Raw genomic sequence first — 22,869 nt, 5'->3', positions numbered from 1 at the left:
CTCAGAACTTCATATAAGCCTTCCGGAGGTTGACCAGCGGGTGACGGTCAGACATCTGGAATTTCAGAAGAAGTTCGCGTGCAATCATATCGCGATCCTGCTGGTTATCGGGCAGTTCGATCGTGTCGGGTACGCGGATCCAACCATTGTTGTTGCGGTCAAAGACGGCGGGCATGCCCTCTTCGTATCCCATGTGCACATCTTCCAGCCAGTTCAGATCGTCCCAGCCCATCACCTCCATGTATTTTTCCAGATAGGGGGTGATGCGATTGTAATCGGGCACAAGGTTAACATCATAACGATAGCCGATGTGCTGGCCGATTTCCTTTTCGCGTTCCGAGCCAAGCCCGTCGGCATCTTTCAGGAACTGGTCGACATCCTTGATCTCGGAGCCGCGGTACTGTGTTCCAGCCATTTTATTTCTCCTCGTCGAGAGCGTGGGTTGCCCCCACCCTGCACCATTCGGGCGGGGCGGGGGTACCTTCACGCATTACAGGTGGTGATAATCGGCGATGCCGACGGTGTGGTTGGTACCCGCAAGCGGGACGCCAGCCATGGCCGAAGCCTCCATCGTAAGCGCGGCCAGATCCTCGGGTTCCAGCGAATGCAGATAGGTCTTGCCACAGGCACGGGCGAAAAGCTGTGCTTCGATGGTAAGCGTGTGCAGGAAATTGTACACACGTTCGGCGGCTGCATCGGGATCCAGACGTTCGCGAAGTTTGGGGTCTTGCGTCGCAACACCAACCGGGCAACGGCCCGTATGGCAGTGATAGCAATATCCTGGCTCTGCGCCGACTTCCTCCGGATAATTTGCCTCGGGGATGTCCTTGTTGCAGTTCAGCGCCATCATCGCCGAGTGACCGATCGCGATGGCGTCCGCGCCAAGCGCAATCGCCTTGGCCACATCGGCACCGTTCCGGATACCACCGGCATAAACCAGCGTGATCTCGCCGCGCTTGCCCAGATCGTCGATGGCTTTGCGCGCCTGACGGATCGCCGCCATGCCCGGCACACCGGTATCTTCTGTCGCAAGGTGCGGGCCTGCACCGGTACCGCCTTCCATACCGTCGATATAGATGCTGTCCGGGTCACACTTAACGGCCATCCGGACATCGTCATAGACGCGGCTGGCGCCCAGCTTGAGCTGGATCGGAATCTGCCAATCGGTGGCTTCACGGATTTCCTGGATTTTCAGGGCCAGGTCGTCCGGTCCCAGCCAGTCAGGGTGACGGGCAGGTGAACGCTGGTCGATACCGGCGGGCAGCGAGCGCATCTCGGCAACCTGGTCGGTCACTTTCTGACCCATCAGGTGACCGCCAAGGCCAACTTTACAGCCCTGACCGATGAAGAATTCGCAGCCATCCGCCAGAACCAGGTGGTTGGGGTTAAAGCCATAGCGCGACTGGATGCACTGATAGAACCACTTTGAACTATAGCGTCGCTCGTCCGGGATCATCCCACCTTCACCTGAACACGTTGCCGTGCCGGCCATGGTTGCCCCGCGGGCAAGCGCCGTCTTGGCCTCGTATGACAAGGCGCCAAACGACATGCCGGTGATATAAACCGGGATATCCAGTTCAATCGGTTTCTTGGCGCGGGGGCCAATAATGGTCTTGGTTTCGCACTTCTCGCGATAGCCTTCGATCACGAAACGCGTCAGCGTGCCGGGCAGGAAGGTCAGATCATCCCAATGCGGGATTTTCTTGAACAACGAGAAACCCCGCATCCGGTAGCGGCCAAGTTCAGACTTGATGTGGATGTCATCCATCACCGCCGGCGGGAAAATAAAGCTGTTGCCGATGCGGTTTACATCACGCGCCAGCGCTGGTTTTTTGGGCAGATCACCATCAGCCATTTTGTAATTCCTTTCCTTCGTGGAATGGGCGGCCCCTGCCCGACAGGCGGGGGACCGGGCGCCAATCACAGAATGAGTTTCTTCTCAGAGGGCTCAAGGTTGTCGTAGTTCCAGAGCATTTTGCCAGCGACCACCTTGGTGAAGTGATCGACGCCTTTATCGGGCATCAAGCCATATTGCGTCAGCTTCCGCGTCAGCCATGCCTTGTCGAGATCGGTCAGTTCAGCCTCGATCGCATCAACACCCAGCGACTTGATTTCGCCGCCGACAAAGATTGTGCCGTCATACATGCTGTCGCCCAGGTTCTTGCCGGCATTGCCGCAGACAACCATCCGGCCGCGCTGCATCATGAAGCCCGACAATGCGCCTGTGTCACCACCGACGATGATCGTGCCACCCTTCTGGTCGATACCGGTACGCGAACCGACCGAACCGCGACAAACCAGATCGCCGCCACGAATTGCGGCGCCAAAGGTGGACCCGGCGTTCTTTTCGATCAGGATCGTGCCGGACATCATGTTTTCGCCGCATGACCATCCCACGCGCCCATTGATGCGCACGTTTGGCCCGTCGATCAGACCCACCGCAAAATATCCGGTCGAGCCTTCGACGATAAGGTTCAGACGGCTGAGAATACCAACGCCAAGAGAGTGCATGCCGCGCGGGTTTTTCAGCACCACAGTGCCATAACCTTCTTTCATCAGCGCGCGGATCGACGAGTTGACCTCGGTCGTGGTCTTGCCATCACAATCCAATTCGGTCCGTTTGTTGAAATCAACATCAGGGGCCCACGGATAGGTAAAGTTCTCGGTCGCATCCGGGTCAAACTCCAGATAGAGTGATTTGCCCGTCAGCTGTTCGGTGCGCATACCCAGGGCGGTTACCCGCTCTTCCTGGGTCATGTTCTTAAGTTCTGCGTCGCTTACGCTTGCCATACCCGGACCTCCTCGTCGTAGGGATCAGTTGTGTCAATTTCTTCAGGGAGGATCGCGCGGATCGCCACCTCTTCCGAAGCCATGGCAATCAGATCGTCCGATTCGTAAAGAACCAGCGGCTTGGCTGCCATCGTGTCTTTGGCCATTCCCAGCTGATCTTTGGTAGCGACCAGATAGGTGAACACACCGTCGATTTCGCTGATCGACTGGCGCAGGCTGTCTTCCAGCGAAATGCCTTTCGACAAATTGTGCGCGGTGTAGACCGCCAGTAGCTCACTGTCGCAATTCGACATAAAGCGGTGGCCTTTGCGCTCCATCGTGCGGCGCATGATCCAGTAGTTGGTGATCTGGCCGTTATGAACCACGCTGACGTCATTATACGGGAAAGCCCAATAGGGGTGGGCAGAGCGGATATCCACGTCCGATTCAGTCGCCATGCGGGTATGGCCGATACCATGCGTACCCTGGAAGGCGTTCAGGTTGTACAACGCTGCAACGTCATCAGCATCCCCAAGGTCTTTGATCAGCTCAAGGCCATTGCCCATTGACATGATCTCGACGCCTTCGCCCTCTTCGATATGGGCGGCCATCTTGGCGGTGTCACCGTCATGGCTGACAACATAACGCAGCGCATATTCGGTGTCTGCCCTTTTGGATTTCACCTTGGCGCCGTGCTCGGCCAAAATCGCTTCGACTTCGGCGATACGATCTACGATGACCTGATGAATGCCGCGCCCTTTGCTCATATCCTCGGCTTCAGCAACATTGACGCGTAGGATATAGTCCCCCTCGGTCGGTTCGCCGTATACCGCGTATCCGGTGCTGTCTGGCCCCCGGTGTTTAAGGGCTCTGAGCATCGAGGTCATTTCGGCCCCCACGTTCGAGCTTTTGCCCTTGTGAATAAGTCCTGCAATTCCGCACATCTGAATGCGCCTCCTCAAGTTGCATGTTGCGTGTATTCAAGAATGGCGGCAGGCAGTTACGCCCGCCGCCAGAAGTTGGAATGCCTCAGGGCAGGCATTCCATATAGGTGTCTTTGTCCCAATCGGTGACGGTGGACATAAACCGCGCCCATTCGTCATATTTGTATTCATGGTACAAACGGTACATCTCACCAGGCAGACCACGGCGCACAACCTCACTGCCCTCCAGATGCTCAAGGGCTTCTCCCAGACTCATCGGCAGCTTTTTCACCTGCTTGCCAGCCTTGATCGCCTCATAGATGTTGCGTTCTTCCGGCTCGCCCGGGTCCAGTTTGTTGGTGATGCCATCGTCCATCGCCGCCAGCAGGGTCGAGCCCATCAGGTAGGGGTTCACCATGCTGTCTACCGACCGGTATTCAAACCGGCCCGGCGCCGAAACCCGCAGACCCGTGGTACGGTTCTGAAAGCCCCAGTCGGCAAAAATCGGCGCCCAGAAACCCGTGTCCCACAAACGGCGGTACGAGTTTACGGTGGATGATCCGATGGCCGTCAGCGCCTGTAAATGGTGTACAACGCCGCCGATCGCCTCCAAGCCCTCTTTGCCCGGCATCTGGGGATCGTCATCATCCGGCATAAAGGTGTTTTCACCGCCCCGGACATACATATAGTTCTCGGCCATCCCCGGCAGGTCATCCGGGTTGTTGCCGCATTTCACAAACTCGTCCTCGCCACCGCGCCACAGGCTCATGTTGTGGTGACAGCCACTGGCTGACACGCCCATGAAGGGCTTGGTCATAAAGCAGGCAAAGATACCGTTTTCCCGCGCCACCTGGGCACAGATCTGGCGATAGGTGGTCAGGCGGTCAGCGTTACGCAGCACATCGTCGAACATCCAGTTCAACTCTAGCTGCCCCGGCGCATCCTCGTGATCGCCCTGAATCATATCCAGACCCATCGCACGGGCATAGCGGATCACCTGCATCGACACCGGGCGCAGCGATTCAAACTGGTCGATGTGGTAGCAGAAGGGTTTGGAATAGCCATCGCGAGGCTGGCCATTCTCGTCGAATTTCAGCCACATCATTTCCGGCTCGGTGCCGATCCGCAGGCTGCGGCCATGCTTGGCTTTAAAGTCCTCGTGCATCCGGCGCAGGTTGCCACGGCTGTCTGCGGTCAGGAACCCACCGGGGTTTTCCTTTTCTTCGCGGTTGCGGAAAAGTGTGCAGTAGAAACGGCCGATTTCAGGCGCCCAAGGCAGCTGCATGAATGTCTCAGGCTCGGGAATACCGATCAGCTCGGCGGCTTCCGGGCCATAGCCCAAATAATTGCCGGCGCGGTCGGTAAACAGGTTCACCGTGGCACCATAAACCAGCTGAAAGCCCTTCTTGGCAACTGATTCCCAATGGTCCGCCGGAATGCCTTTACCCATGATCTTGCCGGTCACGGATACAAATTGCAGGTACAGATACTCGATGCCCTTGGCATCAATCATCTTGCGTACTTCTTTGATCTTCTCGTCGCGTCCAGGCGCTTCTACAAATCTTTCAAGGTCTGTCTCAGCCACGTTTTAGTCTCCCTGATGTTGTGCTGTTTCGGGTCTCGCGCCCGGTCACAGCGGTTGTATTCAGCTCCACGAAAATTAAGGGTTCGGCATGGGGTGGAGCGCCCCAATTTTGAACCTCTCAGACCCGGACGATGCCCGATCGTTATAAAAACCGGTTTGAGACTTGCCACCTGCATCAAATGCTGACGCCCCGACATGCTTTGCCCCGCGCGGCTCAGCATGTATACCTGCTGGAACAGCCACTTGATCTGCACGATCCGGGAATGCCATGTGTCAGCGATCCTTGGTTTGGGCCTTGCTTTGGCGGCAACATTAGAATGTATTTGTGACGAAGGACTGTCTACTTGACCAAACCTTTCCAACGATCGCCCCAAAAGTCAACCGCTTTTGATCCAAAATTAGTTCATGTATTTGATTTTTGTATATATTGGTATATATTTGGTTTAAAAATGGAACTATCAACATGACCGCACATGCCGAACAGAAATTGGGTGCTTCCGATATAGCCGCGATGGTTCGGCGTGAGATTTCAAAAGGGAATCTGCAGCTTCACGACCGGCTGCAGCCCGAGCGCGTGCTCGCCGAAACCTATGGCGCTGCCCGCGGAACGGTGCGCAAGGCCCTAAATCTGCTAGAAGACGAAGGCTTTGTGGAAATTCGTCCAGGCAGCGGTACATATGTGGTTCACAAACCCGACGACTCCTCTCCTGCGGCGATCGACAACGCCACCCCGCTTGAACTGATGGACACGCGATTCGCGCTTGAACCCCACATATGCCGTCTGTCCGTCCTGCACGGCCGCCGAGCAGATTTTGACAAGATGGAGACGCTCTGCACCCGGATGGAACAATGCGTCGAAGACCCGGTCAGTTTTTCCGAGGCCGATACGCATTTTCACCGTGCCCTGGCCGACTCGACCCGCAACGGTTTGCTGATCTGGATCATCGACCAGATCGCCAACGTCCGCAGTCAGGATGACTGGACCCGCATGCGCCACCTGACGCTGGATGCGGCCACCATCAATCAATACAACGCCCAGCACCGCCAGATACTGAATGCCCTGCGCACCCGCGAACCCGAACGCGCGGCGACGATCATGAAAGAACATCTTGAAACCGCCCGCCTGTCGCTGACCCGCGCCTCGGAAACCTGAACGCCCAACGCAGTCGCCGGGCGCTCAGCCTTTGGGTGGGCCAAGGGTTTCGCGCAGGCGCAGATCTGTTTCAAGCAGTACGCTTTGCGCCAGCGGCTTACCCAGAACCATATCCACCAGAATCTGCGCAGCCTGACGGCCCATATCGCGATGTGGTACGTGCACAGTGGTCAGTGACGGTGCAACCACGGCGGCCAGTTCTATATCGTCAAAACCTGTAATCGAAACATCCTGCGGCACACGCAAACCCATCTGCCGCGCCATTTGCATCGCCCCCACTGCCAGAACATCGTTGCCACAGATCACCACCGTAGGCGGCTCCTCCTGCTCCATCAACTGGCGAAAGGCATGCCCCCCGTTTTCAATCGAATAAGGTGTTTCGACAAGCGCAATGGCCTGCGGATCAAGTCCGCGCTTTGCGGCAACCTCCATCACGCCACGCACACGGTCGCGGGCCCGGTCATTCAGCGCCTGCCCGGCCGATATAATCCCAAGCTTCCGGTGCCCAAGGTCCATGACCTTTTCGGCCAATTCCGCCATGGCGCGCCTGTTGTCAAACCCGATTGACGCCACCGCCGCCCCTTTCTGATAGGCCCACGCCACCAAAACCGGCACACCGCGATCTTCCAGAAACCGGTATATTTCAGGGTCGCGGTGATGCCCGATCAACAAAAGCGCATCGGCACCACGGGCCACAAGCGCGCGAATCTGTTCATCTTCCAAATCAGGACGATAGGACGAACTTGAAACCAGCAGGGTAAACCCCAGCCTGTGCAATTCTTCCTGAAAGGCCTGAATGCCACGCGCAAAGATGGCGTTTTCCATCGTCGGAATGATTGCACCGATTGTGTTGGTGCGCTTGGCCGCCAGCGCACGGGCCCCGAAATTGGGCGAATAGCCCAGTTCCCGCACTGCGGCCAATACCCGTTTTCGGGTTTTCTCGATCACCCGGTCGGGGGAATTCAGGCACCGCGAAACCGTCGCCGTCGATACATCGGCATGACGCGCAACATCCTCAAGCGTCGGAACCGATCTTTCACTATGCTTTTGTTTTCTGTTCATCCGCGACGCCCTAAATCCAGACAGACCGGGCCTAACCGATCGAAGCAATGAAGGGAACAACTCCTTCAGGTTTTGCCCCAGTAGACAATGTAAGCGCTTGCAAGACAATATGTAAGCGCTTACATTGATTTCGAATCGGCGGTGGAGCGCCGGTGATTGGAGGGAATACATGTCTTTGCTCGCAACAGTCATCTTGTTCGCCATCTTTGCGACCAACGTGGCCATCGGCTCGTCTGGCGGCACACCCTTTCTGGGGGATGTTGGTGAAATGCTGCTGCTTGCCCTGACATCGCTTGTTTTCGTCGCTGCCATTCTGAAACGCGAAGCGGCAGCAAAAAAGAACAAATAATCATGACACCAACGGGAGGACTATCAATGACCAACGAACGTGACGAACTTGCCTCGGCAGAACGGCGCAACTTTCTAAAACTTGCCGGATCCGGTGGCTTTACCGCCGCGATGGTCGCAGGCGCGGCAGGCATGCTCTGGTCATCCGAGGCTGCGGCACAGACCGCCAAAGAGGAAAAAGACCGTCAGGCCGCCGCAGAGCACACCATGACAATTGCAACCGCCTATGTGTTAGGCGCATCGCGCAGCTACCCCATTCTGCAACTGGACCTGAAAGAAAACATTCAGAATGCCACCAACGGCAAGGTATATGTGAAACTGGCCCCCGGCGGTCAGCTGGGCGCAGGCGGTGCGCTGGTACAAAAGGTACAGGGCGGCACCATTCAGGCAGCCCAGCATTCGCTGTCGAACTTTGCGGCCTTCGCCCCTGCGGCTGACCTGATCAACATGCCCTATTTCTGTGGCTCCAATCAGCGGTTCACCAACCTTGTGCATTCCGACGCGTGGAAAACCGATGTCGAAGCCAACGTCGAGGCGAAAGGCTTCAAGGCGCTTTTCTACGTGGTGATCGACCCCCGGGTTGTGGCCGTTCGCAAAGGTGGCGCAGGTGCCGTGATCACGCCCGCCGACCTCAACGGAGTAAAATTCCGCGTTCCCGGCTCGAAGATGCTGCAGCAGTATTACAAAATGGTCGGCGCCAACCCAACGCCCGTTGCCTGGGGCGAAACACCTTCGGCGATCAAACAGGGCGTTGCGGATGCTCTCGATCCGTCCGTCGGTGCGCTTTATGTGTTCGGCTTCAAGGACATCCTGAGCCATGTCACCTTTACTCAGGCCGTGCCCGACAGTCAGGTGTTCTCCTGTAACCTTGAATGGTTCAACTCGATGCCTGCCGATGTTCAGGACGGTATCATGGTTGCGTCCGAAATCACCGGCCATCAGAATCTGGCCAAAGTGCCCTCAGCCCGCAACTATGCCATGGCCGAACTGCGCAAGGCCGGTGTTGAGTTCCATTCACTGACCGACGATCAGCTTGCAGTGTGGAAAGAGGCAGGCGGATATCAGCGGTCCGAATGGGACAGTTTCAAGACCGAACTGGCCGGTTCCATGGACGCCTTTGCCAGACTGGAAGAAGCTGCCGGCACCAAAGGCCGCTACTACGTACACGACGCATAAGACCCGGGCTATTGAGCCGCCAGAGCACTGCACATCTGGCGGCTCGGCCATTCCCAAAATTTTCAGGCTTTATTGGCACCGGTTAACACCGAATGTGCCCTGGCCAAGCACGAAAGCGAGAATCTTATGGATCAGTTTTTGTCGAATTTGAACAAGAACGCAGAACGGTGGGCGCTTTTGTTTTTCTACGTTCTTCTGGTTGCCACGATGTTCATAGAGGTGCTGAGGCGCGAGATTTTTTCCTACTCCTCAATCTGGGGCGAAGAGATCGTGCGCTACGCGTTTATCTACCTTGCCTGGATTGGTGCCGCCTCGGCCGTACGCGAACGCGCCCACATAAGAATTGACGTGATCATGCACTACGTCTCGAGGCGGATGAAAGCATTGCTGTACATCTTTGGCGACCTGATCATGTTCGCCGTTGCCCTCATCGCGCTCTACTGGTCGTTTGAAACCGTCATGGTCTCGGCCAAGTTCGGCTCGGTCAGTCATGGCCTGCGGGTGTCGATGGTCTGGTTCCTCGCGGCAGTGCCCATTGGGTTTACCCTCATGCTTTTCCGCCTCACGCAATCTTTGTTGCGCGACATCCGCGATCTTCGTTCGGGCACGCCCGTTTACGAAGGCGACAAACTCTTTGATTGAGGTGCAAGATGCTGTTTCCAAGTATTGAAGAACAAACCGTCATTCTTGGCTGGGATTTCTATCTGCCGGTCATCATATTCGTCATCATGTGCGCCCTGGCTGTTCCGATCTGGGCCTCCATCGGGTCGGCGGCCATTGCCATGTTGCTGCTTTCGGGCGCTCTGCCCCTGTCACTGGTTGGCGAATCCCTGTTCGACGGAATTGATGCCTTTGCACTCACCGCTGTGCCTTTGTTTATCCTGACAGGCGATGTGCTGGTGCGAACCGGCCTTAGTCGAAAATTTCTGGATGTGGCCGAGGCGCTGACCTGCTGGACAAAAGGCGGCTTTGGTTCGGCCACCGTTCTGGTCTGCGGCATGTTCTCGGCCATCTCGGGGTCGGACGCCGCGGGTGCCGCCGCTGTAGGCCGGATGACAATCGACCGGCTGGTCGAATCCGGCTATCCACGCCCCTATGCCTGTGCGCTGGTGGCTTCGGGCGCCTGTACTGGTGTGCTGATCCCGCCGTCGATTGCCTATATCATCATCGGCCTTGTTCTGGGCATATCCGCCTCGACCCTTTTCATCGCGGCCCTTATCCCCGGCATCGCCATTCTGGTGGCCATTCTGGTGACCAATCTGGTGATGAACCGCATCTACGCCTACGAGGGCGGCGAACCAATGAGCTTTGGTGAATGGGCCTCTAATCTGGGCCGCACCATTGCGCGCGGTTGGTACGCCTTCCTTGTTCCCGGCATCATCTTTTACGGCATCTTCTCGGGTCGTCTGACCCCGACCGAGGCCGGCGCGACCGCCGTGATCGTCACAATTATTCTGGGCTTTATCCTGCGTACGCTGAAGTTTTCCGACTTCCCTGCGATGCTGGTAGGCTCGGCCAAGGTCAACGGCGTCATCCTTCCGATCATCGCCTTTTCGCTGCCTCTGGCGCAGGCGCTGGCCATCATGGGTGTGCCGCAGGGTTTCGTGGCCTCTGTGTCATCGCTGACCGAAGACCCTTACCTGCTGACGCTATTAATGATCGGCATTCTGATTGCTGCGGGCTGCGTCATGGAAACCACGCCAAATATCGTGATCCTGGCGCCGATCCTCAAGCCACTGGCAGATTCCATCGGTATGCATGAGATTCAGTTCTGCATCATGATGATTACCGCTCTGGGTGTGGGATTCATCACGCCGCCCTTGGGTCTGAACCTTTTCGTTGTCTCCGGCATAACCGGCGAATCCGTTCTCAGAATCGCCTCACGCGTCGGACCCTTCGTTTTCTTCATGCTCGTTGTCACACTGATGATCGCCTACATTCCCGCGATCTCGCTGACAATGCTGCCCGACAACCTCAGATAGGAGATAAAGATGCCCAGAGAGTATCTAAAGAAAGCAACCCTCACCTCAAAATCCGATGCCTCGGATGTGAAAGCCACAGTGCGTGCCATCCTCGATGACATCGAGGCAGGCGGTGACAAGGCCGCGATGGAATATGCCGCCAAGTTTGACCAATATGATGGCAATGTCGTAATCACCCGCGCCGAGATCGAGGCAGCAGCGGCGCTGGTGCCGGAAAAGCTCAAACGGGACATTCAGTTCGCCCACAACAACGTGCGTCGCTTTGCCGAAGCCCAGAAAGAGACCTGCAAGGATATCGAGATCGAGGTCGTGCCGGGTCTGATTGCCGGGCAGAAAAGCATCCCCGTCACCGGCGCCGGCTGTTACGTCCCCGGCGGCCGCTATAGCCATATCGCCAGTGCAATCATGACCGTCACCACCGCAAGCGTCGCCGGGTGCAAACACATCGTTGCCTGTTCACCGCCGCGCCCTGGCGTTGGTGTCGCCCCTGCGATCATCTATGCGGCCGATTTGTGCGGTGCCGATACCATCCTTGCCATGGGTGGGGTTCAGGGCGTCGCAGCAATGACATTCGGCCTGTTTGGCCTGCCCAAGGCGAACATTCTGGTGGGTCCGGGCAATCAGTTCGTCGCCGAGGCCAAGCGCATGCTGTTTGGCCGTGTCGGCATCGACATGATCGCCGGCCCGACAGATAGCCTTATTCTCGCCGATGCGGCCGCCGATCCGATGGTCGTGGCCACCGATCTGGTGGGGCAGGCCGAGCATGGCTATAACTCTCCAGTCTGGCTTGTCACCGACAACCGTCCGCTGGCCGAAAAGGTGATGCGCATCGTTCCCGGCCTGATCGACGATCTGCCTGAGGTGAACCGCGACAACGCCTTTGCCGCTTGGCGCGATTATGCCGAGGTGATCGTCTGCGCCGACCGCGAGGAAATGGCCGCAACATCCGACGATTATGCCCCCGAACACCTGACCGTACAGGCCGAGGATCTGGAGTGGTGGTTGGACCGCCTGTCCTGTTATGGCTCGCTTTTCCTGGGCGAAGAGACCACCGTTGCCTTTGGCGACAAGGCCGCAGGCACCAACCACGTGCTGCCCACCTCGGGCGCGGCCAGCTATACTGGTGGCCTGAGTGTTCACAAATATATGAAGATCGTCACGTGGCAGCGCGCCACCCGCGAAGGATCCAAACCCGTTGCCGAAGCGACGGCGCGCATTGCCCGTCTGGAAGGAATGGAGGGACACGCCCGCACCGCGGACATCCGCCTGCACAAGTATTTCCCCAACGAAACCTTTGACCTGACCGCCGATGGCTGAGGTTTCCTGCATATCGGGTCTGTTTGACCTGACGGGCCATGTGGCCTGCGTCACCGGGGCCTCTTCTGGCCTCGGCCGGCAGGCCGCCACGGTGCTGGCACAGGCCGGCGCGCGTGTCGTCGGCGTGGCCCGCCGGGCAGATCAACTGGCAGAATGGCAGACCGATATCGGTAAGGCCGCCGCCAGCGTGCCGCACGATCTGGCGGATCGCGACAGTCTGGCCGATCTGGCCCAAAAGGTGGCACAACCCTTTGGCGCACCCGATATCCTGATCCACGCTGCAGGCATCAACACCCGGCAGGCTGCCGACGACGTGACACCCGAAGGATGGGATGTCACCCTGTCGCTCAACCTGTCGGCACCCTTTTTCCTCAGCCAGCATCTTGTGCCCGCAATGAAGGAAAAGGGCTGGGGCCGGATCGTGAATTTCGCCTCTCTGCAGACGACCCGTGCCTTTCCGGGCGGCATTGCTTACGGCGCCACCAAGGGCGGTGTCGGCCAGCTGACCCGTGCCATGGCCGAAGCCTGGTCGCAATTTGGTATCAACGCCAACGCGATTGGCCCCGGATTCATCCGTACAGAACTTACAGCGCCGGTGTTCAACGACCCGGTGCGCGCCGCCCGCAATGCCGCGCAAACCTGTATCGGCCGCAACGGCGAACCTCACGATCTGAACGGCCCGCTGTTGTTTCTGTGTTCCGACGCCTCGGCCTATGTGACCGGGCAGATCCTGATGGTGGACGGAGGATATACCGCAAAATGAAAGCGTTGATTTACACTGGCCCCGAGACGCTGGATTACCGGGACGCGTCGATGCCCCAGCCCAAGACGGATGAGGCGCTGATCCGCGTCGAAAGCGTGGGTATCTGCGGGTCCGACATGCATGCCTACCTGGGCCACGACAACCGCCGCCCCGCCCCGCTGATCCTTGGACACGAGGCCGCAGGCACCATTATCGGCGGCCCGCGTGAAGGCAAGCGTGTGACAATCAACCCGCTGGTGACCTGTGGCACTTGCCCGGCTTGCATATCCGGACGCGAAAATCTTTGTTCGACGCGCCAGATCATCTCGATGCCACCCCGCGAAGGCGCATTTGCCCAGTATGTGGCAATGCCAGAACGCAATCTTGTCGCCATCCCCGACGACATCAGCACAGGCAAGGCGGCGCTGGCCGAACCCCTTGCCGTAAGCTGGCACGCGGTACGGCTAGGTCTGGAGGCGCTGCACCCTGCGGCCGATCGACAAGCCATCGTTATCGGCGGTGGCGCCATCGGGCTGGGTGCGGCGCTGGCGCTGCGCGCAATGGGGGTCGGTGACATCACGATTGTCGAGCCGAATGCAGAACGGCGCGCGTTTCTCGGACTGCACTGCGATGAAAAAGCCGTGGCGGCAGGCGACGGACAATTTGCAATCGTCGTGGATGCGGTGGGCTATGCCGCCACCCGCGCTACCGCGTCGGAACTGGCACAGCCCGGCGGCGTCATCCTGCACATCGGGCTGGGAGAGGATACCGGCGGGCTGGATATCCGCCGCATGACCCTGCAGGAGATTACCTTTATCGGCACCTACACCTATACCGCTCAGGATTTCCGCGATACGGCACAGGCCATTTTTAACAATCGCCTGGGCCCGCTTGACTGGGTCGAAACCCGCCCCCTCGCCGACGGCGCGAAGGCCTTCGCAGATATCCGCGCAGGCCGTATCGCCGCCCCGAAGATTATACTCAACCCCGAGATCTCGGGATAAGCTGGCAGTAAAAAGGAACCACGATGTATAAAAATGTTATCGTATCCCTGTCCCTCGAACATGGCATCGGCGAGACGGCCATCGATACCGCCCGCGCACTAACATCTAACGGCGGCAAGATCCGCGCTGTGCATGTCTATGAGCCGCTTCAGGGATCAGCCAGCACCTATGTCTCGGAAGAGGCGGTCGCCGCTGCGTTGCAACGTGTAAAGGACGATTTGGCCAGCCGGGTCAAGGATGCGCCAGATGTCGAAGCGGTCCTGCTCAAAGGTCATACCGGGCGCACACTGATCGACTATGCCAACGAAATAAAGGCCGATTGTATTGTCATCGGATCGCATAAACCCGGCCTGCGCGATTTTCTGTTGGGGTCAACCGCTGCGCGGATTGTCCGGCACGCCCCCTGTTCCGTTCATGTACTGCGGTAAAACCCGTGTTTCCTGCCAATACCCACCTTCCTGACTTCAAGGAGTAAAAGACGTGTCCATCCACACGAAAATCGTCGACGATCTGGTCGCCAATGACATCAGTTTCGTCACAACCGTGCCCTGCAAGCAGCTGGCCGGTGTCATCGACGAAATCGAAGCCCGGCCCGAGATTTACCATATCCCCTCAAACAAAGAAGACGAGGGTATGGGCCTCTGCGCCGGCGCCTTCATGGGCGGCAAACGCCCCGCCATCATCATGCAGAACACGGCGATCGGCGTGACCATCAACACGCTGGCCACCCTGACGCAGTTCTACCGCATGCCCTTGCCGATGCTGATCAGCTATCGCGGCGAGCTGCGCGAGCCGGTGGCCTGTCAGGTGGAAATGGCGGTGCATACCAAGGCGCTTTTGGCCCAGCTGAATATCCCGACCTATCATTTCCACAGGGAATCGGACGCCAACGAATTGGACGCGATCCTGAAATACACATTCATGTGCAACAAACCTGTCGCGATCCTGACCGACGCGTCTTTCTGGGGAGGCTACGGAGACCAATGATCCGCTCTGACGTTCTGCGCGATATCGCGCCTGTAATCCGCGACCATCTTGTGGTGTGCAACATCGGCCTGCCCAGTCAGGAGTTGCACCTGCTGGATGATCAACCGACCAATTTCTACATGCTTGGCACTATGGGCCTTTCGTCCTCGATCGGGCTTGGGCTGGCTCTGGCCCAAAACAAAAAGGTCATCTCGATTGATGGTGACGGCTCTGTCCTGACCAACTTTGGCACCCTGCCAACCATCGCCAACAACGTGGCCGACAACTATATCCTGCTGATCATCGACAACGGCAGCTATGGCTCGACCGGCGATCAGCCAACCTATGCCGGCAAGAAAACCTCGCTCACCGCCGTGGCAAAGGCCTGTGGCTGTGAAACGGTGATTGAATGTCAGGCGAGCGAGACCAAGGACGTGCTGGAAAAGGCGCTGGCCTCGAACAAGATGACGATCATTGTTTGCAAATGCGAAAGCGGCAACATCAAGGTGCCGGTCATCACCATGGATCCGGTCGTTATCCGTGACCGCTTCATGAAGGCCGTTCAGGCCTGACGTTACGCAAAAGGGGTCCACGATGTTGCCGCGTACTGGCATCCACTGCTGCGACGACGCCCGCCATCTGGCGCGGCGCCGTCTGCCATGGATGGTGTTCGATTACATCGACGGCGCCGCAGGCGAGGGCCACGGCGAGGCAATGAACCGCACCGCCCTGCGTGACCTGCGCCTGCAGCCGCGGATCTTGCGTAACGTCAAGACCCGCGATCTTGGCGTGAAGGTGTTTGATCACGATGCAAACGTGCCCTTCGGCGTCAGCCCTATGGGCATGTGCAACCTGTCCACGCCCGGCGCCGATCTGATGCTGGCGCGCATGGCGGCCCGGTACAAAACACCGGTGGGCGTGTCTACCGTCGCATCGACCTCATTGGAAAAAATGATTGACGCGGCCGATGGGCACGCCTGGTTCCAGCTTTATTTCAGCGGCGACGGCTCGGGCACCATGAAACTGGTCGAACGAGCGAAAACAGCCGGATACAAAACCCTAGTCCTGACGCTGGACGTGCCCGAAGTAGGCCGCCGCCCGCGTGAATTGCGCCACGGGTTCAAAATGCCCTTCCGCATCGGGCCAAGGCAGTTCGTCGACTTTGCCCTGCATCCGCGATGGTCGCTGTCTTCTCTGGCCAAAGGCAAACCGCAGATGGCCAATTTCCCCGATGGCGCCGACGCGTTTGACCGTACCGAAAGCCGCGCCGCCGCCGACTGGTCCTATCTGGACCGGCTGCGCGCCAAATGGCCTGGCAAACTGGTGGTCAAAGGCGTGCTGAGTGTCGAGGATGCCAAACATCTGAAAAAGGCCGGTGTCGATGCCATTCAGGTATCCAGCCACGGTGGCCGCCAACTTGACAGCGCGCCGCCGCCAATCCTGATGCTGGCTGCGATCCGCAAGGCAGTGGGGCCCAGGTTTCCGCTTTTCTACGATAGCGGTCTGCGCTCGGGCGAGGATATCATCAAGGCCTACGCCATGGGTGCCAATTTCGCCTTTCTTGGGCGCCCGTTCCTGTTTGCCATGGCGGCAAAGGGTGAGGCAGGATTGGCGCAGCTTTGGGACGTTCTGAACGACGAGATCAGCCTGACTCTGGCTCAGATCGGGCAGACGGCAATGACAGACCTGAACCACTGTCTGATGCCCGACATTACCTGAACCTCAGCTTCTTGCCAGCGGCAGCGCCCCGATCTGACCCAACGCAATCTGCTGGTCCAGAAACTCCACGAATTGCAGCGTCGGCAGCCTTGCCTTGTCACTGTTCCACACCGCCTCGGTTAACATCACCTCGGGTACGTCCTCCAGCGGCAACGCCACCAGCCCCCCCGAAGCAAAATTATAAATTGTCTCGGTCAATATCGTGATCCCCATCCCGCAAGATACAAGGCCCAGAATGCCCACCGAATTGAAGGCCTCCTGCACGATCCGGGGCATGAACCCGGCGCGGCGGCACAGCGGAAAAAGATAGTCATAGAAATGCGCCCAATCCTTGGCCGGGCCATGCACGAAATCCTCATCCGCCAGATCCTTTAGCCGCAAGGATTTGCGCTGCGCAAACCGGTGGCTTTCATGCACGATGCAAATCGGGCGGTCGGTCTGGATCGCGCGTCGTCCCAGACCAGCCTGCCTTACCGGGCCAGTGACAAAACCAATATCCAGCTTGTCATCATCCAGTTCCCTCAATTGAGTTGACGTTACCCCATGATGCGGGCGGATAGTGATACCCGGCTGGCCCAGTCGAAACTGCTTCAACAACTCGGGCAGGGCGCCGGCAATGGCGAAGTCAGTATATCCCACACGCAGCGCGCCCGCCTCACCCCGGTTTATGCGACGTGTCAGGTCCACCGTTGCCTCCATCCCGTTCAGCACAGCGCGCGCACCATCACGAAACACGACCCCCGCCTCGGTCAGCCGGACAAAGCTTTGCGATCTGGCGAACAACTGCACGCCCAGATCGGCCTCAAGATGCTGGATCGCCCGGCTAAGGGCCGGTTGCGAGATATTCAGCTTTTCCGACGCGCGGCGAAAATTCAGATCTTCGGCAACAGCAAGGAAATAGCGGATATGGCGCAGGCCAAATTTCATAATACCTTTTCTGCATCAAGAACGGATGAATTGATATTATACTTGCGCATTCCCCCACGCTACCCTTTGCTCACAACAATAAGAATAAAAACATCCAACACCCGGGAGCTGTCATGTCACTCACCTTTCCAAAAATCCTTGCGGGGTCCGTTGCGGCCCTTTCCCTGACGGTCGGCGCCGCGCAGGCGGCCGACGTCACAATCAACCTTGGCTATGCTGCGGCCGAAGGCAGTTCTTACGCCGTTCTGGCCGACAAATTCGAAGAACTGGCCGAGGAATATTCCGGTGGCACAATCGACGTCAAAGTGCGCTGCTGCGGCCAGCTGATGGGCGAGGACGAAGCGTTCAAAGCGATGCAGCTTGGCACCGTTGATATGCATATCATCACCGGCAACAATATCTCGCCGCACTTTCCTTTGATGGATGCCTTTGTGCTGCCCTATATCTTCGAGGACAAGGCCCACGCTTACCGCGTCCTCGAAGGCAAGGTCGGTTCCGGTTTTGCTAGCCAGTTGCATGCAGCAACAGGCGTTCACCTGCTGACCTTTGGCTTTGTCGGTGACCGCGATTTCTATAATTCGCGCAACCCGATCACCAAGATGGCGGATATGGCGGGTCTCAAAGTCCGCGTTCCCAAGAACCAGGTGATGATTGACACCTTTACCGAATTCGGCGCCGCCCCCATCCCGCTTCCGTGGGCAGATACCCCCACTGCACTGCAGACAGGTACAGTGGAAGGCGCCGACAACGGGACATCCTTCATCAAGTCGCAGAAATTCTATGAAATCATGCCGTATTTCACCGCGCTTGAGCATTTCACCTATTTCTCACCACTCTTCGCCAGCGACCGGATCATGAAGAAACTGGATGATGCTCAGCGAGACGCCGTGATGCGCGCCGCCCGTGATGCAGGGATCTACCAAAAACAGGAAATGACCAAGCAGGTGGATGAAATCCGCGCCTTCCTGACCGGCGAGGGCGGTATGAAGACGGCCGAGTTTGACCGAACCGACTTCATCGCAGCCGGCCAGCGCGTTCAGGATCGGTATGCGTCTGAAAAAGGGGACGAATTTACCGCACTGGTCAACGCCGTTCGTGCCGCTGCTGAATAGGCGGCTTTCCGCAAAAGTAAAAGGCATGCAATCCTTGGTTTGCATGCCTGCCTTTCCCCGATCCGCAGGAAGATATCATGCTGACCAAACTTGATCAGTATTTCGAAGAAGTGCTCTGTACGCTCTTTCTTGGCGTGGTTGTCGGATCGGTGCTGATGCAGGTGGTCTTGCGGTTTTTCTTCCATACCGCAGCGGCCTGGGCCGAAGAAACCGCCGTCTACGGCATGATCTTCGCGGTCTATCTGGGGGCTACAATGGCAGTTCGCGACCGGGCGCATATCCGGATCACGCTATTGGTCAGCCGACTGCCACGGGCCCTGCAGGTGGCCTCGGTTGTGCTGGCTGATACGCTTTGGCTTGCATTTGTGATCTTCATGATCGTGCAAACCACCGCCTACACGCAACTGCTGTTCAACGTCACCTACCAAACACCCGGTCTGGGGATCGAACAACGCTGGGTGCAGATGTTCATTCCCATGCTGTTCACCCTGATGCTGTTCCGCATCCTTCAGGTCTATTGGCGGTGGGGCAAAGACCGCTTCGAAGGGCTGCCGCTATGACCCCGGTCAAAGGAAGCCCAATCACCGCGTCAGCCATACCAACGGCAATTCTTGCCGCAATGACCATTGGCGTTGCCCTCGCCTTCGCTACGGGGGTGAATGGCCCCATTCTCATGGCTGTCGTTTTTGTGTTTACGATGGCCATTGGGGTTCCCATCCCCTTTGCCGCCGGGATTGCCACAGTAGCTGGGCTTTACCTCGCTGACGTCCCGATGACGTTGATGGCCCAGGCCGCCTGGACGGCGTTTGAACCCTTCCCGCTGGTCACCATCCCGCTGTTCATTCTGGCAGGTCAGTTGATGGAACAGGGCGGCATGTCCGAAAAACTGGTCAATATCGCGCAGAAACTTGTTGGCGCCTACAAGGGTGGCCTCGGGCTGGTGACGGTCGTGGCCTGCATGTTCTTTGCCGCACTCTCGGGGTCCGGCCCCGCCACCACTGCTGCCATCGGCTCGATCACCATTCCGGCTATGCAGGAAGAAGGCTATCGCTCACGCTTTGCCGGTGCGATTGCCGCCGCCGCAGGCGCGCTTGGCAGCATGATCCCGCCCTCAAATCTGCTGATCATCTTCGCGCTCGTCACCGACGTGTCGATCCCGCGCCTTTTTCTGGCGGGCATCGTGCCCGGCATTGTGCTGGGCCTGATGCTGATGATTGTGGTCTTCATCATATCCGTCAAGAACGGCTATGGCGGCACCGGCGAAAAATTCCGCTGGGGTCCGCTGCTCACGGCCTTCTGGGATGGTAAATGGGCCGTCATGGCCCCCGTGATCATCCTTGGCGGCATCTATGCCGGCATCTTCACCCCGTCCGAGGCCGCAGGCGTTGCCGTGGCATATGGCCTTTTCGTAGGCATGTTCATCTATCGCGGACTGACCTGGGCAAAGCTGTTCCACGCCTTCAAATTCACCGCGATCGTCATCGGCTCGGTGCTGTTCATCCTTGGCTCGACCAAAGCTTTTGGCCAACTGGTTACGCTGTTCGATATACCCGATGCGGTGCTGGGCCTGTTTCAGGGGCTTGTCGAATATCCCTGGCTGGTGATGCTGCTGATCGGCGTCTTCTATATCCTTGTCGGCATGTGGCTTGAAAGCATCCCGCAGATCATCATCTTCACCGCCGTCTTCTTTCCCCTGATCACCAGCCTTGGGATTGATCCGGTGGTCTTTGGCATCTTCACGGTCATGACCTGCGAGATCGGATTTCTCACCCCGCCGATCGGCGTCAACCTGTTTGTCGCTGCACGGATCAGCAAGATCACAATCGAGGAGATTTCCGTTGGTGTCCTGCCCCTGCTGATCCCCTACATGCTGATGATCCTGCTTTTGGTCTTTTTCTCGGACTGGGTCACCTTCCTGCCCGACATGGTCTACGGTCCGCAACTGAGGTAAAACAATGAAAGAAGTCCCGCTAGCTGGCTACACGGATCGCCTGTCGGCGCGCCCGGGTGAGACCATTGAATTCAAGGTCTCATCGCATCTTGACGCCCCGTTTCGCGCCCGCCTCATGCGGTCCATCTGCGCCGATCCAAACCCCGCAGGTCAAGGCATTGTCGAGGAAGACGCCAGCGCTTGGTTCACTGCCCGCGATGTCCCATCCCGCCACCAGCCCTTTTTTTCAGGGTCATACGGCACCAGCGACACCGCCCTCAAAATCCAGGCGGGTCAGGCCCTGACGCTTGCCGCTACGATCCTGCCAACACGGATCACCGGCCAGGATCAGGTTGTACTTGGGCTTGGCCCGATTGCACTGGGCCTTGATGCAGCCGGGCACGGTTTTGCCCTGGTCGGCAACCAGCGCCTTATCACCAGCCAGCCACTGACCCTTCATAAGTGGGCGCGGATCAGCGCCGAATTCGCCGATGGCTATTTCACCCTGACCCTGACCCCGATCAGCCGCGACACAACCCTGGCCGAGTCGGTGTCAGGCACCGCGGCCCTGCCCGCCATCAACGCCACGGTCACTCTTGCCGCCCGACAGGACGGGCCCCGGGCCACGGCCCATTTCAACGGCAAGGTCGAAGCGCCGTCAATAACGTCTGGCGACACCCCGCTAGCCGTGTGGGATCTGGCCGCCAATACACCCTCGGCCCGCGTTCCGGCCCTCACCGGGCCCGGCCTGACGCTAATCAATTTCCCCGCACGTGGCATGACCGGCTCGGGTTGGGACGCGTCCGAGATGTGTTGGCGCCACAAACCCGATCACTACGGCGCCATCCACTTTCACGACGACGACCTTTACGATTTCGGCTGGGAGACTGATTTCAGCTTCACGATCCCGGATGGCATGCCCTCGGGCGTCTACGTCATGCGGATCGAGGGCGACAGCGATGCAGATGCCATGCCGTTCTACGTCTGCCCGCCCAAAGGCGAGCGGACCTCTGATTTGTGCGTTCTGATCCCCACTTTCACCTATGTGATTTATGGCAACCACGCCCGCCCAGATTACAATCCGTCCTGGCAAAAACGGATCGCTGAATGGGGCGCCTATCCGTATAATGCCGCCGAATACCGCGACTATGGCATGTCGACCTACAACACTCATTCCGACGGGTCGGGCATCTGCCACGCCTCACATCACCGGCCGCTTTTCAACCTGCGCCCCGGATATCTGACCTTCTGCACCACGCCCTGTTCGGGCTTGCGGCATTTTCAGGCGGACAGTCACCTGATCAGCTGGCTGCACGCCAAATCCATCAGCTATGACATCATCACCGATACCGAACTGCACGAAGACGGCGCAGCCGCTATCGCGGGTTACAAGGCAGTAACCACAACCACCCACCCCGAATACCATACGGCTGAAACGCTGGATGCCCTGCGCGAATATCGCGATTCTGGCGGCAACCTGCTATACCTAGGTGGCAACGGATTTTACTGGCGCATCGCCCGACATCGTGAAAACAACAGCCTGCTTGAAATCCGCAGGGCCGAGGACGGCATCCGTGCCTGGGCGGCGGAACCGGGCGAATACTACAACGCCTTTGACGGCACCTATGGCGGACTCTGGCGGCGCAGCGGCCGCGCACCGCAGGATCTGGTCGGTATCGGCTTTGCCGCGCAGGGTGAATTCTATGGCTCTCCTTATCTGCGGCTTTGCAAGGATCCGGCCTTTGACTGGCTGTTTGAGGGCATTGAAAATGATGTCTTGGGCGATTTCGGCTTCAGCGGCAACGGCGCTGCCGGGTTCGAACTGGACCACGTCGATCATCGCCTCGGCTCACCAAAAGACCTGACTATCCTGGCCCGCTCTACCGGCGACAATCACGATTTCATGCTGGTGCCCGAGGAAATGTTAACCCATCTGACCAACCTTACCGGCGGGTCCGAGGACGAAGCCAAACATGCCGACATGATCTATTTTGACTGTTCAGGCGGTGGATCGGTGTTTTCAACCGGCTCTATCACCTTCTGCGGCAGCCTGCCGTGGAATGATTTCGACAACGATATCTCTCGTTTGCTGGAAAATTATCTACGCCGGAAAGTGGGTTAACCTGTTATTTCGAAGATTATCGAAATAAATCT

At 58.1% G+C, this 22,869-nt stretch carries 23 protein-coding genes; 16 read left to right on the top strand and 7 right to left on the bottom strand.

Features of this window, described 5'->3' with window-relative positions; translation table 11 throughout:
- Position 1: 1 nt before the first annotated feature.
- The 5 genes from PEL8287_RS05205 to PEL8287_RS05185 form a co-directional block, all read right to left on the bottom strand.
- Positions 2-415, bottom strand: coding sequence for a hypothetical protein (locus tag PEL8287_RS05205; RefSeq protein WP_085891285.1), 414 nt, complete (start codon positions 413-415; stop codon positions 2-4).
- A 75-nt stretch (positions 416-490) separates the two neighbouring features.
- Positions 491-1,855 (bottom strand): FMN-binding glutamate synthase family protein, encoded by a 1,365-nt coding sequence (locus PEL8287_RS05200; RefSeq protein ID WP_085891284.1) that lies wholly within the window; start codon positions 1,853-1,855, stop codon positions 491-493.
- 65 nt (positions 1,856-1,920) lie between these two features.
- Positions 1,921-2,790 carry a GltB/FmdC/FwdC-like GXGXG domain-containing protein gene (locus PEL8287_RS05195; RefSeq protein WP_085891283.1) on the bottom strand — a complete coding sequence of 290 codons (870 nt, stop codon included), beginning with the start codon at positions 2,788-2,790 and terminating at the stop codon, positions 1,921-1,923.
- Positions 2,778-3,713, bottom strand: a complete 936-nt coding sequence (locus PEL8287_RS05190) for a class II glutamine amidotransferase domain-containing protein (RefSeq protein ID WP_085891282.1) — start codon at positions 3,711-3,713, stop codon at positions 2,778-2,780. The genes PEL8287_RS05195 and PEL8287_RS05190 overlap by 13 nt, the downstream gene beginning before the upstream one ends.
- Positions 3,714-3,798: 85 nt before the next feature.
- Positions 3,799-5,277: a glutamine synthetase family protein gene (locus PEL8287_RS05185; protein ID WP_085891281.1), complete on the bottom strand. Its 1,479-nt coding sequence runs from the start codon at positions 5,275-5,277 to the stop codon at positions 3,799-3,801.
- A 463-nt stretch (positions 5,278-5,740) separates the two neighbouring features.
- On the opposite strand from PEL8287_RS05185, the gene PEL8287_RS05180 reads away from it, so the two are divergent.
- A complete protein-coding gene (locus PEL8287_RS05180) occupies positions 5,741-6,430 on the top strand; it encodes a FadR/GntR family transcriptional regulator (RefSeq protein WP_085891280.1) in 690 nt (229 codons plus the stop codon).
- Between the two features lie 24 nt (positions 6,431-6,454).
- On the opposite strand, the gene PEL8287_RS05175 is transcribed toward PEL8287_RS05180, so the two are convergent.
- Entirely contained in the window at positions 6,455-7,492 is a 1,038-nt protein-coding gene (locus PEL8287_RS05175) for a LacI family DNA-binding transcriptional regulator (protein ID WP_085891279.1), read from the bottom strand.
- A 169-nt stretch (positions 7,493-7,661) separates the two neighbouring features.
- Here PEL8287_RS05175 and PEL8287_RS05170 point away from each other — a divergent pair, with 169 nt between their 5' ends.
- The 11 genes from PEL8287_RS05170 (at position 7,662) to PEL8287_RS05120 (ending at position 16,746) form a co-directional block, all read left to right on the top strand.
- A complete protein-coding gene (locus PEL8287_RS05170) occupies positions 7,662-7,841 on the top strand; it encodes a hypothetical protein (protein WP_085891278.1) in 180 nt (59 codons plus the stop codon).
- Between the two features lie 26 nt (positions 7,842-7,867).
- The gene (locus tag PEL8287_RS05165; RefSeq protein ID WP_085891277.1) at positions 7,868-9,016 is read left to right on the top strand and encodes a TRAP transporter substrate-binding protein; all 1,149 of its coding nucleotides are present in this window, start codon (positions 7,868-7,870) and stop codon (positions 9,014-9,016) included.
- A gap of 126 nt (positions 9,017-9,142) precedes the next feature.
- On the top strand, positions 9,143-9,658 hold the full coding sequence (locus PEL8287_RS05160; RefSeq protein ID WP_085891500.1) for a TRAP transporter small permease: 516 nt from the start codon (positions 9,143-9,145) through the stop codon (positions 9,656-9,658).
- 8 nt (positions 9,659-9,666) lie between these two features.
- Positions 9,667-10,998, top strand: a complete 1,332-nt coding sequence (locus tag PEL8287_RS05155) for a TRAP transporter large permease (protein ID WP_085891276.1) — start codon at positions 9,667-9,669, stop codon at positions 10,996-10,998.
- A 9-nt stretch (positions 10,999-11,007) separates the two neighbouring features.
- On the top strand, positions 11,008-12,315 hold the full coding sequence (gene hisD / locus PEL8287_RS05150) for a histidinol dehydrogenase (RefSeq protein ID WP_085891275.1): 1,308 nt from the start codon (positions 11,008-11,010) through the stop codon (positions 12,313-12,315).
- On the top strand, positions 12,308-13,078 hold the full coding sequence (locus PEL8287_RS05145; RefSeq protein ID WP_085891274.1) for an SDR family NAD(P)-dependent oxidoreductase: 771 nt from the start codon (positions 12,308-12,310) through the stop codon (positions 13,076-13,078). Before hisD ends, PEL8287_RS05145 begins: the two co-directional genes overlap by 8 nt.
- Entirely contained in the window at positions 13,075-14,061 is a 987-nt protein-coding gene (locus tag PEL8287_RS05140) for an alcohol dehydrogenase catalytic domain-containing protein (RefSeq protein ID WP_085891273.1), read from the top strand. Before PEL8287_RS05145 ends, PEL8287_RS05140 begins: the two co-directional genes overlap by 4 nt.
- 23 nt (positions 14,062-14,084) lie before the next feature.
- Positions 14,085-14,489 (top strand): universal stress protein, encoded by a 405-nt coding sequence (locus PEL8287_RS05135; RefSeq protein WP_085891272.1) that lies wholly within the window; start codon positions 14,085-14,087, stop codon positions 14,487-14,489.
- A 52-nt stretch (positions 14,490-14,541) separates the two neighbouring features.
- Positions 14,542-15,048 (top strand): sulfopyruvate decarboxylase subunit alpha, encoded by a 507-nt coding sequence (gene comD / locus PEL8287_RS05130; protein ID WP_085891271.1) that lies wholly within the window; start codon positions 14,542-14,544, stop codon positions 15,046-15,048.
- Entirely contained in the window at positions 15,045-15,599 is a 555-nt protein-coding gene (gene comE / locus PEL8287_RS05125) for a sulfopyruvate decarboxylase subunit beta (RefSeq protein ID WP_085891270.1), read from the top strand. The genes comD and comE overlap by 4 nt, the downstream gene beginning before the upstream one ends.
- A 22-nt stretch (positions 15,600-15,621) precedes the next feature.
- Positions 15,622-16,746 (top strand): alpha-hydroxy acid oxidase, encoded by a 1,125-nt coding sequence (locus tag PEL8287_RS05120; RefSeq protein ID WP_085891269.1) that lies wholly within the window; start codon positions 15,622-15,624, stop codon positions 16,744-16,746.
- Between the two features lie 3 nt (positions 16,747-16,749).
- Here the strand turns inward: PEL8287_RS05120 and PEL8287_RS05115 are convergent, their stop codons facing one another.
- A complete protein-coding gene (locus tag PEL8287_RS05115) occupies positions 16,750-17,673 on the bottom strand; it encodes a LysR family transcriptional regulator (protein WP_085891268.1) in 924 nt (307 codons plus the stop codon).
- Between the two features lie 113 nt (positions 17,674-17,786).
- Here PEL8287_RS05115 and PEL8287_RS05110 point away from each other — a divergent pair, with 113 nt between their 5' ends.
- The 4 genes from PEL8287_RS05110 to PEL8287_RS05095 all read left to right on the top strand — a co-directional run bounded on the left by PEL8287_RS05110 (position 17,787) and on the right by PEL8287_RS05095 (position 22,837).
- Positions 17,787-18,785 carry a TRAP transporter substrate-binding protein gene (locus PEL8287_RS05110; RefSeq protein WP_085891267.1) on the top strand — a complete coding sequence of 333 codons (999 nt, stop codon included), beginning with the start codon at positions 17,787-17,789 and terminating at the stop codon, positions 18,783-18,785.
- Positions 18,786-18,862: 77 nt separating this feature from the next.
- The gene (locus tag PEL8287_RS05105) at positions 18,863-19,345 is read left to right on the top strand and encodes a TRAP transporter small permease (RefSeq protein WP_085891266.1); all 483 of its coding nucleotides are present in this window, start codon (positions 18,863-18,865) and stop codon (positions 19,343-19,345) included.
- Complete coding sequence (locus PEL8287_RS05100) at positions 19,342-20,736, top strand: TRAP transporter large permease (protein WP_235862200.1); 1,395 nt, start codon at positions 19,342-19,344, stop codon at positions 20,734-20,736. The genes PEL8287_RS05105 and PEL8287_RS05100 overlap by 4 nt, the downstream gene beginning before the upstream one ends.
- Positions 20,737-20,740: 4 nt before the next feature.
- Entirely contained in the window at positions 20,741-22,837 is a 2,097-nt protein-coding gene (locus PEL8287_RS05095; protein WP_085891265.1) for a N,N-dimethylformamidase beta subunit family domain-containing protein, read from the top strand.
- The last annotated feature ends 32 nt before the right edge of the window (positions 22,838-22,869 follow it).

Source organism: Roseovarius litorisediminis (assembly GCF_900172295.1).
In the GTDB taxonomy this organism is placed as follows: Bacteria; Pseudomonadota; Alphaproteobacteria; order Rhodobacterales; family Rhodobacteraceae; genus Roseovarius; species Roseovarius litorisediminis.
Note: the sequence above shows the minus strand (reverse complement) of the source record. Positions and strands in the feature narration are given on the sequence as shown.

Bases quoted from the DNA above. Each gene is read 5' to 3' on its own strand.
- PEL8287_RS05115 (WP_085891268.1), bottom strand. From the start codon at position 17,673: ATGAAATTTGGCCTGCGCCATATCCGCTATTTCCTTGCTGTTGCCGAA.
- PEL8287_RS05190 (WP_085891282.1), bottom strand. From the start codon at position 3,713: ATGTGCGGAATTGCAGGACTTATTCACAAGGGCAAAAGCTCGAACGTG.
- PEL8287_RS05205 (WP_085891285.1), bottom strand. From the start codon at position 415: ATGGCTGGAACACAGTACCGCGGCTCCGAGATCAAGGATGTCGACCAG.
- PEL8287_RS05170 (WP_085891278.1), top strand. From the start codon at position 7,662: ATGTCTTTGCTCGCAACAGTCATCTTGTTCGCCATCTTTGCGACCAAC.
- PEL8287_RS05140 (WP_085891273.1), top strand. From the start codon at position 13,075: ATGAAAGCGTTGATTTACACTGGCCCCGAGACGCTGGATTACCGGGAC.
- PEL8287_RS05180 (WP_085891280.1), top strand. From the start codon at position 5,741: ATGACCGCACATGCCGAACAGAAATTGGGTGCTTCCGATATAGCCGCG.
- PEL8287_RS05165 (WP_085891277.1), top strand. From the start codon at position 7,868: ATGACCAACGAACGTGACGAACTTGCCTCGGCAGAACGGCGCAACTTT.
- PEL8287_RS05195 (WP_085891283.1), bottom strand. From the start codon at position 2,790: ATGGCAAGCGTAAGCGACGCAGAACTTAAGAACATGACCCAGGAAGAG.
- PEL8287_RS05155 (WP_085891276.1), top strand. From the start codon at position 9,667: ATGCTGTTTCCAAGTATTGAAGAACAAACCGTCATTCTTGGCTGGGAT.
- PEL8287_RS05095 (WP_085891265.1), top strand. From the start codon at position 20,741: ATGAAAGAAGTCCCGCTAGCTGGCTACACGGATCGCCTGTCGGCGCGC.
- PEL8287_RS05100 (WP_235862200.1), top strand. From the start codon at position 19,342: ATGACCCCGGTCAAAGGAAGCCCAATCACCGCGTCAGCCATACCAACG.
- PEL8287_RS05160 (WP_085891500.1), top strand. From the start codon at position 9,143: ATGGATCAGTTTTTGTCGAATTTGAACAAGAACGCAGAACGGTGGGCG.
- PEL8287_RS05145 (WP_085891274.1), top strand. From the start codon at position 12,308: ATGGCTGAGGTTTCCTGCATATCGGGTCTGTTTGACCTGACGGGCCAT.
- PEL8287_RS05120 (WP_085891269.1), top strand. From the start codon at position 15,622: ATGTTGCCGCGTACTGGCATCCACTGCTGCGACGACGCCCGCCATCTG.
- PEL8287_RS05135 (WP_085891272.1), top strand. From the start codon at position 14,085: ATGTATAAAAATGTTATCGTATCCCTGTCCCTCGAACATGGCATCGGC.
- hisD (WP_085891275.1), top strand. From the start codon at position 11,008: ATGCCCAGAGAGTATCTAAAGAAAGCAACCCTCACCTCAAAATCCGAT.
- PEL8287_RS05175 (WP_085891279.1), bottom strand. From the start codon at position 7,492: ATGAACAGAAAACAAAAGCATAGTGAAAGATCGGTTCCGACGCTTGAG.
- comE (WP_085891270.1), top strand. From the start codon at position 15,045: ATGATCCGCTCTGACGTTCTGCGCGATATCGCGCCTGTAATCCGCGAC.
- PEL8287_RS05105 (WP_085891266.1), top strand. From the start codon at position 18,863: ATGCTGACCAAACTTGATCAGTATTTCGAAGAAGTGCTCTGTACGCTC.
- PEL8287_RS05200 (WP_085891284.1), bottom strand. From the start codon at position 1,855: ATGGCTGATGGTGATCTGCCCAAAAAACCAGCGCTGGCGCGTGATGTA.
- PEL8287_RS05110 (WP_085891267.1), top strand. From the start codon at position 17,787: ATGTCACTCACCTTTCCAAAAATCCTTGCGGGGTCCGTTGCGGCCCTT.